Source organism: Pseudomonas sp. JL23 (assembly GCF_056933585.1).
In genome coordinates this window covers 1,703,094-1,717,012 of sequence record NZ_CM167795.1, presented here as the reverse complement: position 1 = coordinate 1,717,012, position 13,919 = coordinate 1,703,094, and the positions used below count along the sequence as shown (strand labels likewise).

The 13,919-nt window shown below is 61.1% G+C and carries 10 protein-coding genes; 5 read left to right on the top strand and 5 right to left on the bottom strand.

The window, feature by feature from the left end:
* Positions 1 to 122 precede the first annotated feature (122 nt).
* Positions 123 to 284, bottom strand: a complete 162-nt coding sequence (locus AC1Z24_RS08035; RefSeq protein ID WP_259099503.1) for a hypothetical protein — start codon at positions 282 to 284, stop codon at positions 123 to 125.
* 595 nt (positions 285 to 879) lie between these two features.
* Here AC1Z24_RS08035 and AC1Z24_RS08030 point away from each other — a divergent pair.
* Complete coding sequence (locus AC1Z24_RS08030) at positions 880 to 4,317, top strand: hypothetical protein (protein WP_483745210.1); 3,438 nt, start codon at positions 880 to 882, stop codon at positions 4,315 to 4,317.
* A gap of 1,056 nt (positions 4,318 to 5,373) precedes the next feature.
* On the opposite strand, the gene AC1Z24_RS08025 is transcribed toward AC1Z24_RS08030, so the two are convergent.
* From AC1Z24_RS08025 to AC1Z24_RS08015, 3 genes are read right to left on the bottom strand one after another with little or no spacing between them, the layout of a single operon-like run.
* Positions 5,374 to 6,354, bottom strand: coding sequence for an ABC transporter substrate-binding protein (locus AC1Z24_RS08025; RefSeq protein WP_483745209.1), 981 nt, complete (start codon positions 6,352 to 6,354; stop codon positions 5,374 to 5,376).
* A gap of 26 nt (positions 6,355 to 6,380) precedes the next feature.
* The gene (locus AC1Z24_RS08020) at positions 6,381 to 7,205 is read right to left on the bottom strand and encodes an ABC transporter ATP-binding protein (RefSeq protein WP_483745208.1); all 825 of its coding nucleotides are present in this window, start codon (positions 7,203 to 7,205) and stop codon (positions 6,381 to 6,383) included.
* Positions 7,206 to 7,207: 2 nt separating this feature from the next.
* Positions 7,208 to 8,068 (bottom strand): ABC transporter permease, encoded by an 861-nt coding sequence (locus AC1Z24_RS08015; RefSeq protein WP_483745207.1) that lies wholly within the window; start codon positions 8,066 to 8,068, stop codon positions 7,208 to 7,210.
* Positions 8,069 to 8,314: 246 nt separating this feature from the next.
* Here AC1Z24_RS08015 and AC1Z24_RS08010 point away from each other — a divergent pair, with 246 nt between their 5' ends.
* On the top strand, positions 8,315 to 9,397 hold the full coding sequence (locus tag AC1Z24_RS08010) for an LLM class flavin-dependent oxidoreductase (RefSeq protein ID WP_483745206.1): 1,083 nt from the start codon (positions 8,315 to 8,317) through the stop codon (positions 9,395 to 9,397).
* A gap of 138 nt (positions 9,398 to 9,535) precedes the next feature.
* Here the strand turns inward: AC1Z24_RS08010 and AC1Z24_RS08005 are convergent, their stop codons facing one another.
* Positions 9,536 to 10,441, bottom strand: coding sequence for a LysR family transcriptional regulator (locus tag AC1Z24_RS08005; protein ID WP_259099484.1), 906 nt, complete (start codon positions 10,439 to 10,441; stop codon positions 9,536 to 9,538).
* Positions 10,442 to 10,674: 233 nt separating this feature from the next.
* On the opposite strand from AC1Z24_RS08005, the gene AC1Z24_RS08000 reads away from it, so the two are divergent.
* From AC1Z24_RS08000 to AC1Z24_RS07990, 3 genes are all read left to right on the top strand, one after another.
* Entirely contained in the window at positions 10,675 to 11,283 is a 609-nt protein-coding gene (locus AC1Z24_RS08000; protein WP_259099482.1) for a cysteine dioxygenase family protein, read from the top strand.
* Positions 11,280 to 12,863, top strand: a complete 1,584-nt coding sequence (locus tag AC1Z24_RS07995; RefSeq protein ID WP_483745205.1) for a rhodanese-related sulfurtransferase — start codon at positions 11,280 to 11,282, stop codon at positions 12,861 to 12,863. Before AC1Z24_RS08000 ends, AC1Z24_RS07995 begins: the two co-directional genes overlap by 4 nt.
* A 111-nt stretch (positions 12,864 to 12,974) precedes the next feature.
* Positions 12,975 to 13,856 carry a TauD/TfdA dioxygenase family protein gene (locus AC1Z24_RS07990; RefSeq protein ID WP_483745204.1) on the top strand — a complete coding sequence of 294 codons (882 nt, stop codon included), beginning with the start codon at positions 12,975 to 12,977 and terminating at the stop codon, positions 13,854 to 13,856.
* Positions 13,857 to 13,919: the final 63 nt, after the last annotated feature.

The window sequence follows — 13,919 nt, the reverse complement described above, 5'->3', positions numbered from 1 at the left end:
CGGGGCACCGAGGTCAAAGAAATAAGGGCTGTCATGGGCGGATTACCATCAAGGGGTCCACAGGCATCGCCAACTCAGCGGCAGGATATGCGGGCCGCAATGGCGCAGCCCGCATGACAACATCAGTTCTGCGGACGTTGTTTGGTTGCATCGAGCTCAGCTTTCTTGGCTGTGGTCAGCTCGGTGATCTTTGCCGACTTCTCGATTGCCATGTTGAAAGTGGCTTCCATTTTGGCGATGGCTGCATCGGCGCCGCCGGAGCTTACTGGAGGAACATCACTCATTTTGGAACTCCTTGATGGGGATGGGGTGGAGGTATGCAACGTTCAAACGCCACAGCGCAGCGCATTGAAACATTGTGCGAGCAACGAATATCGATGAATAACCTGGCATGGCTGACATCGCTGTTTTGCACGGATCAATAGTAGGCAGGGGTAATTGCTTGATGCTGTGAAAACTTGTGAAACCTTATGCGCAGGCTGCTAACAGTGGATTAACAAGTTTTTCAACACAGACAAGAACACTTCGCACCCCAGTTTTTTTATCCTGCGCCATTGAACTTTTAGTCTATTTCTTAAACCACACATGCCACCTGACCTTCACACCACCCATTAACGCTACAACCCTTCTAAATCATGGATCGCATGGTAGGCACAAGGTCTGTTTCGCCGTTGTGAAATGTTGCGAAAACTCGGCTGCCGCATGTGTTTTTTCCCTGTCGGACTGATAGTGTCCGACAAGTTGCGGCACTTTCGTGAAAAACCGAATCAATAAAACGCGCAGCGCATCACACTATTAAATAAAGACGCCGACAGCAATAACGGCGCCATAAAACAAACTAAGCCCCTGCCCCAATGGTTACATCAGGAGTCCAATCGCATGTCGACCCGCCCCTTGACCAACACGCCCGACACCCAACCGTTGACCCGGGCGGCGGTGATACCGAAAACCCTGTTCACCACCTTGCTCAAGAGCAGCGTAGAGAAAGCCGATCAGTACCGACCGGCTACGGCCGATGAGAAATCCCCAGCCTTGAAGGATCTCAAGTCCATCGAAAAACCGGGCACCGTGGCCGCCGATACCGTGCGCTATGTCACCGAGGACGGCGACCATGTGATGGTCAGCAAATCCACCAATCCCAAGCTGTATCAGCAGATCGTCGACGCCCAGCCGGCCCTGCAAGGCATCAAGGACAGCGTCGGCGAAGGCTATGAATTGACCGCCCCGGATGCCACGGCGCCAGAGACACTGGGGGCTTACAAGTTTATCGGCCCGCCGGACGAGAAAGGTCCAGGGCTGATCCGTTACGTGACCGAGGACGGCAAGTCGTTCATCGTTTCCGAGCAGGAAAACCCCGAGCTGTTCAAGCAGGTGTCGGCGGACTTCAAAGCCCTGTCCGGGATCAACGCCAGCGAAGCCGACGGCTACGTGCGGGTCGGTGCCGATCAGCAGGCGCCGGAAAAACTCGGCGATTACCAGGCGGTTGGCCCGGCCGAAGAAATGGGGCCGGGGGTGGTCCGTTATGTCACCCAGGACGGGCAGAAATACGTGGTCTCCGAGCGCGACAACCCCGAGCTGTATCAGCAGGTGACCGGCGCTTACGACAGCCTTTCCGGCCTGACCAGCAGCGAAGCCGATGGCTATCGCCGTGCCGGTGACAACGAAGTCTGGCCGCCCTACAGCGGCATCACCGTCGGCCCGGTGGACGAAGTCGGCCCTGGCCTGATCCGCTATGAGACCGGCGACGGCGAAAAAGTCGTGGTGGCCAAGGACGACAATCCAAAACTGTTCGAATACCTCGCTGGCCTGCATGAGATCATCACCGACCCGGCCAAGTCCGGCGATATCAATACCGCCCTGAATAATGGCGCGACCCTGGCCGACGCCAACACGCCGATCCCGACCCTCAACGACTTCAAGAACTTCAACTGGACCATCGGCCAGGAAGGCAACACCCTGACCTATGAAACCCACGACGGGCAGAAAGTGGTGGTGTCCAAGGACCTGGCGCCAGAGCTGTTCAAGGCCGCCACCACCGCCAACGACACCTGGTCGAAGATCCACAGCAGCGAGGCCGAAGGCTACAAGCTGGCCGGGCCGGATGATTTCCTGAAGAACAAGGACATGACCTTCGGCTCACCGGACGAGCTGGGCGACGGCCTGATTCGCTATGAAACCGACGAAGGCAAGGTGATCGTCTCCAAGGAACTCAGCCCGCAACTCTATGACGATGTCGTGGCCAAGTGGGAAGCCTCCACCGAAGGCGCCGTCGACGACACCCGCAGCAAACACGATCTGCCGCCTGCGGACGAACTGGACGTGCTTAACCTCAAGACCGGAGTCAAGGCCGACGACAAAGACGACTCGTCACCGGAATTGACCGTCAGCGAATTGGCCACTAAGGAGCTGCTGGACACTTACCGTGAAGGCGTCAAGGACGGTTCCATCGCCAAGGACGATCCGCGGGCCAAGCTGGTCCGCGCCCTGGAAGCCCAGGCGGCCTACCAGAACGGTCGCGGCCTGACCGGCTACGAAGAAGAGCCCGGCGCATTCGGCGGCACCTGGCGGGTGTTCGATGACAAGCAGACCGAGCTGTCTTCGGCCGACATGCACGACATCATCGACGGCGGCAAACTCCAGGAGCAGATCACCACGCTGTTCTCCGATCCCACGGTGCAGGCCGATTACAAGGGCAAGATGGACGATGCGATCAACCGTATCCCCAATAAAGACGAGGTCAAGCAGAAGCTCCTCGACCTGACCAACAACCCTGAATACGTGGCTTACCTCAAGGACCTGCAAAACCAGGGCAAGGCCCACGAAGCCCAGGAAGACCTGAGCAATACCCTGACGTCGCTGTCGATGTTTGACCAGGACGCCGCGACCAAGGCCGCCCAGTCGATCCAGGCCGACGGCCTGACCAGCGACCTCAACGACCTGATCGGCGACCCGAGCAAGATCAGCGACGAGAATAAGGAACTGGCGACCAAAGACCTCTTCGGCCTGCTCAAGGGCGTGCTCAAGGGCGAGCTGCTAGACATGCCGCGGCGCACCCAGGAAGTCATCGAGAAATTCCTCGAAGAAGGCATGCAGGGCAAGGAGAAATCCTCGGCCGTGACCAAGGCTCTGGAAGAACTGGGCGAGGTCTACAAGACCAATGGCAGCATCAGCGAGGCCGACCTCAAGACTGCCCTGTCCAAGCCCTATATCCCGATTGCCGATCGCGGGGCCCTGGGCGAAGTGTTCAGTGCGCTCAATACCAAGGGCATCCTCGGCTCGCTGGGCGCGGGCGTCACCCTGTTCTCGGGGATTTACCAACTGGTCGGCGACGGCGGCAAACTCGGTGAAACACCGCTGCAACGCCTGTCCATCGCCAAGGACTTCCTCAGCTTTGCCGGTTCAGGCAGCCACTTCGTCCGCCTCGGCGACAAGATCGGCGAGCTGATGGGCAAAGGCGGCATGGTCGACTTCCTCGGCCTGGACAAGACCCTGCCAGAAATCTGGGGCAAAAACGGCGTGCAGGGCGACAAGTTCGAATTCAAGGTCAGCGAGCTGCCGGAAGCGACCAAGGCCAAGATCAGCACGGCCCTGGACTCGGTACCCGGCGCCAAGCTCGGCGACCTCTCGGATATTCTTGGCGATGGTGCCGGTAACGCCGACGCAGCCAACAAGGTCTACGGCGGCATCACCCAGCGCCTGGATGACGCGGTATCCAGCGCCAGTGGCGCCAAGCTGGCAGCGGGCAAGGCCGGCAAGATTGCCGGTTCAGTGATCAAGGTTCTCGGCCCGGCCACGGATATCGTCGGCGGCTTTGCCGATATCGTCCTCGGCGCCTTCACCATCAAGAGCGGCATCGAGTCCGGCGACCCCCTGGCCAAGGCCGCAGGCGGCCTGCAGATTGCCGGTGGCGCCTTCGGTGCCTCGGCGGGCGTACTCGGCGCCGCAGCACTGGTCGGCGCCGGTTCCGCTGCCGCCCTCACCGGGCCGTTCTTCCTGGTCGGCGTGGTGCTGGCGGTGGTGGGCGGGATCATCGGCTACTTCGTCGATCACAACAAAAAACAAAAGGCCAGCGAGAAGGAAAACGACTGGTACCGCGACCTCGCCGCCGACGGCCTGCTGCAATCGGACTGGGCCGACAAGGTCGAATACGCCCACTACTCGATCCACAGCTACGGCGACCGCGAAGCCCCGGACGACGACAGCCTGTTCCGCTTCCAGAGCGCCGAATGGCAACACTTCGACGAGACGCCACAGAAAGGCGGCTCATCGAGTAATCGCCTGGATGAGGACCTGCATGTGGATTACGACAAGAAATAGCGGGTGACCAAGACAGCCCTGCGGGAGCGAACGCGGTGTATAAGATGCACTGCGTCGCGGCCTTCGCGGGCAAGCCCGGCTCCAACGAAACCACCCAAATCTGTGTGAGCGAAGCTTGCCCGCGAAGAATATGACGCGGTGTGTCAGATGCACCGCGTCGAGACCTTCGCGGGCAAGCCCGGCTCCAACCAAACCACCCAAACCTGTGGGAGCGAGGCTTGCCCGCGAAGAGCATGACGCGGTGTGTCAGATGCACCGCGTCGAGGCCTTCGCGGGCAAGCCCGGCTCCAACCAAACCACCCAAACCTGTGGGAGCGAGGCTTGCCCGCGAAGAGCATGACGCGGTGTGTCAGATGCACCGCGTCGAGGCCTTCGCGGGCAAGCCCGGCTCCAACGAAACCACCCAAACCTGTGGGAGCGAGGCTTGCCCGCGAAGAATATGACGCGGTGTGTCAGATGCACCGCGTAGAGGTCTTCGCGGGCAAGCCCGGCTCCAACGAAACCACCCAAACCTGTGGGAGCGAGGCTTGCCCGCGAAGAATATGACGCGGTGTGTCAGATACCCCGCGTCGAGGTCTTCGCGGGCAAGCCCGGCTCCAACCAAACCACCCAAACCTGTGGGAGCGAGGCTTGCCCGCGAAGAATATGACGCGGTGTGTCAGATACCCCGCGTCGAGGTCTTCGCGGGCAAGCCCGGCTCCAACCAAACCACGCAAACCTGTGGGAGCGAGGCTTGCCCGCGAAGAATATGACGCGGTGTGTCAGATGCACCGCGTCGAGGCCTTCGCGGGCAAGCCCGGCTCCAACGAAACCACCCAAACCTGTGGGAGCGAGGCTTGCCCGCGAAGAATATGACGCGGTGTGTCAGATGCACCGCGAAGAATATGACGCGGTGTATCAGATGCACCGCGTAGAGGTCTTCGCGGGCAAGCCCGGCTCCAACCAAACCACGCAAACCTGTGGGAGCGAGGCTTGCCCGCGAAGAATATGACGCGGTGTGTCAGATGCACCGCGTCGAGGCCTTCGCGGACAAGCCCTCGCTCCCACAGGTCGCGCTTATTTCGCAAACGCCTCCCTGTCCACCAACTTCGCCACATCAACCGCCTGGGGGAAGATCTTTTTCTCGACGAACAGGTCATCCACGCCTTGCAGTGCCTTGATATCCCGCTCTTCAACCGGCAGCAGCGCTTCCAGCCCCCAGCTATGCAGGCGTTGTGAAACCGGCAGGGGGATATCGTTGGTTTTGGCGAAGATCCTGGCGTATTCATCAGGATTGTTGCGGGCCCAGTCGAAGGCCTTGGCCATGCGCTGCAGGACGTCGTTGAGGGCCTGGCGGCGCAGGGCGTCGCTGAGGACGGCGTCGGAGGCGGTGATAAAGGTCAGGCCGGTGTTGATGCCTTCGCCGCTGATCAGGACCCGCGCACCGGCTTCTTCGGCGAAGGCCTGATAGATGCCGAAGGTCGCCCAGGCTTCGATCTTGCCCGCGTTGAATGCCGACAGGGCGTCGGTAGGCAGAACAAAGCCGATCTTCACGTCATTCTCGTTGACCCCGGCATTGGCCAGGGCGCGGATGAGCAGGTATTGGGAAATGCTGCCCCGGGCCGAGGACACCACCACGTTGCGGCCCTTGAGGTCGGCGACGCTGTGGATCGGCGAATCCTTGGGTACCAGAATGGCGATGCTGCGCGACTGGCTGCGCCGTACCGCGACGATCCGCAGCGGCGCGCCGCCCGTGGCGGCGGCCAATACCGGGGTATCCCCTGCCGGCGCCAGGTCCACCGCGCCGGCGCGCAGAGCTTCGAACAGCGGCGCGGCACCCTGGAAGTTGGCCCATTCCACCTGATAAGGCAGGCCATCAAAGGCATGGGAGGCCTCGACTATGGTGCGCAGGCCCTTGGCCTGATCGCCGAGGATCAGCTTGACCCCGGACAGATTGGCGCTGGCGGCCGGTTTATCGCCTCCACCTCCACAGCCAGTCAGGGAAAACAACACGGCAGACAGTAGAACGATGGAGCGAAAAACCGGGCGAAGCAGCATCAGGGCACATCCTTGGCAGAGAGTAGTCAGCGAGCGTTGGCAATCCGTCGCAGCTGTTGTGGGGCAGGTTCTGTCTGTACTTCAGGCGTGATCGGTTCAACGCCATGGGCGGCGGCAGTCTGTACGCCGAGCAGGCCCAACAGGCGCGAGCGAATGGCCTGGAACCCGGCCTGGCCGCTGTCACGCTGGCGCGGCAGATCGATATGCACTTGATCGGCAATCCGGCCCTGGTCGAGAACGATGACCCGGTCAGCCAGCAGAATGGCTTCGTCGACATCGTGGGTCACCAGCAACACCGCCGGGGTGTGCTTGCGCCACAGGTCGATGATCAGTTGATGCATGCGGATGCGGGTCAGGGCGTCGAGGGCGGCGAAGGGTTCGTCGAGCAACAGCAGTTTCGGTTCACGCACCAGGCCACGGGCCAGTGCCACGCGCTGGGCCTCGCCACCGGACAGGGTGGCCGGGAAAGCGTTGAGGCGATGGGCCAGGCCCACTTCGGTCAGCGCTTCCAGGGCACGAGCCTTGGCATTACCGATGCGCAGGCCCAGCACCACGTTGCGCCAGGCACTTTTCCAAGGCATCAGGCGCGGCTCCTGAAATACCGCCGCCCGAGCCAGGGGCACGCGCAATTGGCCGCTGTCGATGCTGTCCAGCCCGGCCAGCGCTCGCAGCAAGGTGGTCTTGCCGGAACCGCTGGCGCCCAGCAGGGCGACGAATTCACCGGGTGCGATATCCAGATCGAGACCATCGATCACCCGTTGTGTGCCGAACTGGCGCACCACGTTGCGCAGTTGGACCGGCGCAGGCGTTGCAGGCAGTGATTCAGTGTGCAGAAGGTCAAGAGCAGCCATGTTCAATTCCTCACGAATGTCGGGCGCCAGGCCAGGGCGAAACGCTCCAGCGTGCGGATGATGCCGTCGATCACCAGGCCCAGGACGCTGTAGATCAGCAGGCAGATGACAATGACGTCGGTGCGCATGAAGTCGCGGGCGTCACTGGCCAGGTAGCCGATGCCCGCAGTGGTATTGATCTGTTCGACGAAGACCAGGGCCAGCCAGGAAATCCCCAGGGAGTAGCGCAGGCCGACGAAAAAAGAAGGCAGCGAGCCCGGCAGGATGACGTGCCAGATCAGTTCGCGACGGCCAAGCCCCAGGGTGTTGGCGGCCTCGATCAGCTTGGGGTCGATATTGCGGATACCGGCGAACAGATTGAGGTACACCGGGAAGGTGGTACCGATGACGATGAGCGCCACCTTGGTGAACTCGCCGATGCCAAACCAGAGAATGAACAACGGCACCAACGCAAGGGAGGGAATGGTGCGCAGCATCTGCAGCGGCGAATCCAGAATCACCTCGCCCTTCTTCGACAGACCGCTGATCAGCGCCGCGACCACACCGATACTGACACCGATGCTCAACCCCAGCAGCGCCCGTTGCAGGGACACCCACAGGTGTTTACCCAGTTCGCCGGAAATGATCATCGACCAAAGCGTGCCGCCAATCTGCGACGGGGCGGCGATCACGCGACTCGGCAGCAGACCGGTCTGGGAGGCCAGCTCCCAAAGCAGGAGCAGCACGAGGGGGCTGATCAACCGCACGATGAAATCCGGCGCGCGCCAGCTGCGTTGCCGGGCCGCGCGGGAGGCGGCGGCCTGCTCGGTCTTGTTGACGGTGAGGAACGCCGACGAATCGGCAGCGAGGGTGGTTTCAGACATGGAGACATCCTTTCTAGGCGGGCCGGGCTGCCCATGAATCCATCCTATTCATATAAAAAACCTTCGTGAAATTCTATTTAGGAATAACCTAATAGTTAATTTTGTTGATCATGCGCAATACATAAAATGCATATTTTTTATAATTAACTTAGACCTAAATAGAATTTCACAGCTTCGCGCGCAGGTCCTATGGTGCTGCCATACCGCGATGACGTACTGCATCGCAGCCATGCAAGGAGCCTTCTTATGAGCGTCGAATTCATCGGTTACATCGCCACCCAGCACAGCTCGGAAATTCACCCGCGCAGTGGCCCGACCGTGCAACCGGAGTATGTCGAGAAAGTCGCCCGGGCCCATGAAGAAGCCGGTTTCGACCGTGCGCTGGTGGCCTATCACTCCAACAGCCCGGACAGCGCGTTCATTGCCGCCCATGCCGCCAGCGTCACCACGCGCCTGAAATTCCTCATCGCCCACCGCCCCGGTTTCATCTCACCGACGGTTGCCGCGCGACAATTCGCGACCCTGGATGTGTTCAATGGCGGGCGCACGGCGGTGCATATCATTACCGGTGGCGACGATCAGGAACTGAAGGCCGATGGCAGCTACATCGGCAAGGACGAGCGTTATGCCCGCAGCGATGAATACCTGAGCGTGCTGCGCCAGGAGTGGACCAGCGACAAGCCCTTTGATCATCAGGGCACCTACTACCAGTTCGAGGGTGCGCATTCGGCGGTGAAGTCGCCGCAGTTGCCGCATATCCCGCTGTATTTCGGCGGTTCGTCGGCTGCGGCGATTGCCGTCGCGGGCAAGCACGCCGATGTCTATGCGCTGTGGGGCGAGACCTACGAGCAGGTGCGCGATATCGTCAAGCAAGTACGCGCTGAAGCCGCCAAGCACGGCCGCACTGTACGCTTCAGCCTGTCATTGCGGCCGATCCTCGCTGATACCGAAGAAGCCGCATGGGCCCGCGCGCAAAGCATTCTGGAGCGAGCCAAGGCTCTGGCAGAAAGCAACGGATTCGTGCGTCGTGAGCCGCCGAACGAAGGTTCGCGCCGCCTGCTGGCCGCTGCCGCCCAGGGCTCGCGCCTGGACAAGCGTTTGTGGACCGCAATCGCCGGGCTGCTGGGCGCCCAAGGCAACTCCACCTCACTGGTCGGCACCCCGGAACAGGTCGCCGAAGCGCTGCTGGACTACTACGACCTGGGCATCACCACCTTCCTGATTCGCGGTTTCGACCCGCTGGAAGATGCCATCGACTATGGCCGCAAACTGATTCCGCTGACCCGGGAACTGGTGGCGCAGCGTGAGCGTGCGGCCAAAGTCGCCTGACCGATTGATCCACGCAAAACCCTGTGGGACCGGCTTTAGCCGGGAAGGCGTAGGCCATAACGATATGTTTCGTTCGCCAGCGATATCCTCTTCCCGGCTAAAGCCGGTCCCACATTGGTCTTGCCTGTGTTGATACTCCTATGCCGCATCCCGCTCCTGCTTCAACGACTGCGCCACCAAACTGCCGAACGATGACACCGGCCCTTGCAGGTTGCCGAGAAAGCGTGGGTAGATCAGCCACAGGTCCATCACTGGCTTGAAATCCTTGACCGGCATCGCCGCCAGCAGATGGCGGTGGGCGCTGCGTTCCAGCAGTGGCCGAGGCACCAGGCCCAGGCCCATGCCGTCGGCCACCAGACCCAGTTGCAGCTCCGTGCCGAAGGTCTCCAGATTGACCTTCAAGGTCAGGCCCTGGTCGGACAGGGTCCGCTGCAACCCCGCGCGAAAGCCGCAGCCATCGGGGTTAAGCACCCAACCCTGGCTGTAGCAGTCGGCCAGTTTGACCGGTTTTTTCGGCAGCGCATCCTTGGCGCAGACCACCACCAATTCCATCTTGCCGATGGATTCACCGATGATGTTTTCCGGAAAGATCTTGCCCGCAGGAAATAGCGCCGCCGCCGCATCCAGCTCGCCATTTTCGATCTTGCCGATCAGATGACTGCCCCAGCCGGTGACCACCTGGGCGCGCAGGTCGGGGAACTGGCCGCGCAGGTATTTCAGGGCATCGAGCAGCACCACATCACCGATGGTCTGAGGCACACCGAGGCGCAGCAGGCCGCTGGGCGGGGTGTCGCTGGCGACCAGTTCACGCAGGGAATCCATCTCGCGCAGGATCGCCAGGCACTTCTGATACACCTGATGACCCATGGGTGTTGGCTTGAGCGGCTTGGTATTGCGATCAAACAACTCGACCCCCAGGGCCTGCTCGAAATTCTGTACGCGACGGGTAATGGCTGGCTGCGTCAGGTCCAGGGACTCTGCAGCATGACTGATGGACTGGCAGCGAATCACCGCCACAAAGGCGTCGATATCATCGATTTTCATTCGGACCGCACATAAAAATATAAGGAAGACATAGGCAAAAAGCATAGTGAGATTTGCGTGATCTGAACAGCAGGATGCTGCAATTCAGTGCATCTTCCAGGCGGTCCTGCATTGAAACAGCGATAAAAGCGTTTTTCGTTATAACCTAATCATTAAAAAATAGCATATTAACGACGCAGATTATGTTTAGATCAGTCCATGCACTATCAGCACATGGACTCGTAGGACTCGACATGACCCAAGCCCGACACCCGGAACGCCTGCGGGCCTTTATTGGCGCCCTGGCTGAATTGATCGACAGCAACCCTCGCGAAGGCGACCTGCTGCATCGCGGCGGCAAGCTGCTGGGGCAACTGGTCAGCTTTGACGACTGGCTGCCCGAGGAATTCGCCATTGCTGACCCGACCCGTTATCAACAATTTCTGCTCCACGCCGACTCGCGCCAGCGTTTCTCGGTGGTGAGTTTCGTCTGGGGGCCGGGGCAGTCGACACCCATTCATGACCACCGGGTCTGGGGCCTGATCGGCATGTTGCGCGGCGCCGAATATTCCCAGGGCTTTGCCCGCCACGAGAATGGCCGCCTGGAGAAAGAAGGCCCGGCCATTCATCTACTGCCTGGCCAGGTTGAAGCACTGTCACCGCGCAGCAACGATGTACATCAGGTCAGCAACGCCTTCGATGATCAGGTATCGATCAGCATCCACGTCTACGGCGCCAACATCGGTGCGGTACGCCGCGCGGTATACCAGCCCGACGGCAGCGAGAAACTGTTTATTTCCGGCTATTCCAACGCCTTTCTCCCGAACATCTGGGACTTGTCCAAAGAGAGCCAAGCACAATGACGACACACGCAACCCGATCCTTCGCAGACATTCGCGCAGCCCTCTTGGCCAAGACAGAAGTGGCTCTGGTCGATGTCCGCGAAGAAGCGCCTTTCGCCGAAGCCCACCCGTTGTTCGCGGCCAATATCCCGCTGTCGAAACTGGAGCTGGAAGTGTTCTCGCGCATTCCGCGCAAGGACACCGCCATCACTGTCTATGACAATGGCGAAGGCCTCGCTCCCCTGGCCGTGCAACGCCTGCACGGGCTGGGCTACAGCGATGTAAAACTGCTCGAAGGCGGCCTGCAGGGCTGGCGCGAGGCCGGTGGCGAGCTGTTTATCGACGTCAACGTCCCAAGCAAGGCCTTTGGCGAACTGGTCGAGCATCATCGTCATACGCCGTCCCTGGCCGCCGAGGAAGTGCTGGCCCTGATCGAATCCAAGGCCGATGTGGTGGTGCTCGATGCCCGCCGCTTCGACGAATACCAGACCATGAGCATTCCCACCGGGGTCAGCGTGCCCGGTGCCGAGCTGGTGCTGCGCGCCCGTGAACTAGCGCCGGATCCCAAGACCCGGATCATCGTCAACTGTGCCGGGCGTACCCGCAGCATTATCGGCACTCAGTCCCTGGTTAACGCCGGGCTGCCCAACCCGATCAACGCCCTGCGCAACGGCACCATCGGCTGGCTGCTGGCCGGTCAGACCCTGGATCACGGCCAGGCACGGCGTTTTGGCGAAGTCAGCGAAGACACCCGTCAGCGTGCCAGTGCCGATTCACGCCTGGTCGCCAACAAGGCCGGTGTGCAGCGCGCCAGCCATGCCGATCTGCAACGCTGGCAGGGTGAGGCCGCACGCACGACCTATCTGTTCGATGTGCGTACCCCGGAAGAATTCGCCAAGGGCCACCTGCCCTTCGCCCGTTCCACCCCCGGCGGGCAACTGGTTCAGGAAACCGATCACTACGCCAGCGTGCGTGGTGCGCGCATCGTGCTGGTGGATGACGACGGCGTACGGGCCAATATGTCGGCCTCGTGGCTGGCGCAACTGGGCTGGGAGGTGTTCGTGGTCGATGGCCTGCAAGCCCCCGACTTCAGCGAAACCGGCGACTGGAACGCACCGATTCCGACGCCGCCCCAGGTCGAGGAAATCAGCGCCCAGACCCTGGCCGACTGGCGCAACCATGGCGGCGTCGCAGTACTGGATTTCACTACCAGCGCCAACTACGTCAAGCAACATATCCCCGGTGCCTGGTGGACCCTGCGTGCCCAGCTCAAGGATGCGCTGAACACCATCCCCAAGGCCGAGCGCTATGTACTGACCTGCGGCAGCAGCCGTCTGGCCCGCCTGGCCGTGGCCGAAGTGGAATCCTTGACCGGCAAGCCGGTGTTCCTGCTCAAGGACGGCACACCGAGCTGGATCAAGGCCGGCTTCGAAGTGGAAAGCGGCGAAAGCCATCTGGCCTCGCCACGCATCGACCGCTATCGCCGCCCGTATGAAGGCACCGACGCGCCACGGGAAGCCATGCAGGCCTACCTGGACTGGGAGTTCGGCCTGGTCGAACAACTGGGCCGCGACGGCACTCATGGTTTTAACGTGATCTGATCCTGGCGTCACCGGACGCGGACCCCAGGGTTCGCGTCCAACAAACTTCCCTACCCGACCCCTCTCAAGGCGGAGGTTATTGATTAACAAAAACGAGAGGTTTCACCCACCATGTCCAACGTTCTCAATCTGCAATCCCCTGTTCAGGATGTCGCGTCACTTCGAGTCACCCGCCTGGAACCCACCATAGGCGCCGAAATTGACGGTATCGACCTCAGCCAGCCCCTGACCTCCGCCCTGCGTGATGAACTGCGCGCCCTGCTACTCAAGCACAAGGTGCTGTTCTTCCGCGACCAGGACATCGACACCGAACAGCAGATCGCCTTTGCCAAACAATTCGGCGAGCTGTACGTGCACCCCACCACACAACAGAACGACACCAGCAAGCCCCAGGCGCATCTGATCCAGGCCGAAGACGCACGCAAGCTCTACGGCCCGCGCACCAGTGGTCGCTGGCACACCGACACCAGTTGGCTGCTGCGGCCGACTCTGGGCGCAGTCCTGCGCGCGGTGGACCTGCCGGAAGTCGGTGGTGACACCCTGTGGGCCGATGCCGGTGCCGTGTATCGCGATCTGCCGGAGGACCTGCGCGCGGAAATCGACGAGTTGTATGTGGTGCATGACTTCAAGAAGTCCCTGGACCAGGTCGGCTACGACTACCCGATTCTCGCCCATCCATTGGTGCGCACCCATCCGGAAACCGGCGAAGACACCCTCTTCATCAACTTTTCCCAGAACCCCTCGGTGATCGGCTGGGAGCCGGAACGCAGCAAGGCCCTGGTCGACCGTCTGTTGAAGGCGTTCAGCAAACCGGAGCATCAGGTGCGCTTCAAGTGGCGCAAGAACTCCATCGCCTTCTGGGACAACCGCTCGACTCTGCACTACCCGGTCTACAACTACGGCGACTACCCCCGCGTCATGGAACGGGTGTTGATCGCCTATGACGATATTCCGCATCGGGTGAAAAAGCCGATCTCGTCCAGCAACGCCTGACAGGGGACCCATGTGGGACCGGCTTTAGCCGGGAAGACGTATTCCCGGCTAAAGCCGGTCCCA

What these genes read in the sequence shown, in the direction of transcription:
- AC1Z24_RS08035 (WP_259099503.1), bottom strand. Translation starts at nt 284, where the DNA reads ATGAGTGATGTTCCTCCAGTAAGCTCCGGCGGCGCCGATGCAGCCATC.
- AC1Z24_RS08030 (WP_483745210.1), top strand. Translation starts at nt 880, where the DNA reads ATGTCGACCCGCCCCTTGACCAACACGCCCGACACCCAACCGTTGACC.
- AC1Z24_RS08025 (WP_483745209.1), bottom strand. Translation starts at nt 6,354, where the DNA reads ATGCTGCTTCGCCCGGTTTTTCGCTCCATCGTTCTACTGTCTGCCGTG.
- AC1Z24_RS08020 (WP_483745208.1), bottom strand. Translation starts at nt 7,205, where the DNA reads ATGGCTGCTCTTGACCTTCTGCACACTGAATCACTGCCTGCAACGCCT.
- AC1Z24_RS08015 (WP_483745207.1), bottom strand. Translation starts at nt 8,068, where the DNA reads ATGTCTGAAACCACCCTCGCTGCCGATTCGTCGGCGTTCCTCACCGTC.
- AC1Z24_RS08010 (WP_483745206.1), top strand. Translation starts at nt 8,315, where the DNA reads ATGAGCGTCGAATTCATCGGTTACATCGCCACCCAGCACAGCTCGGAA.
- AC1Z24_RS08005 (WP_259099484.1), bottom strand. Translation starts at nt 10,441, where the DNA reads ATGAAAATCGATGATATCGACGCCTTTGTGGCGGTGATTCGCTGCCAG.
- AC1Z24_RS08000 (WP_259099482.1), top strand. Translation starts at nt 10,675, where the DNA reads ATGACCCAAGCCCGACACCCGGAACGCCTGCGGGCCTTTATTGGCGCC.
- AC1Z24_RS07995 (WP_483745205.1), top strand. Translation starts at nt 11,280, where the DNA reads ATGACGACACACGCAACCCGATCCTTCGCAGACATTCGCGCAGCCCTC.
- AC1Z24_RS07990 (WP_483745204.1), top strand. Translation starts at nt 12,975, where the DNA reads ATGTCCAACGTTCTCAATCTGCAATCCCCTGTTCAGGATGTCGCGTCA.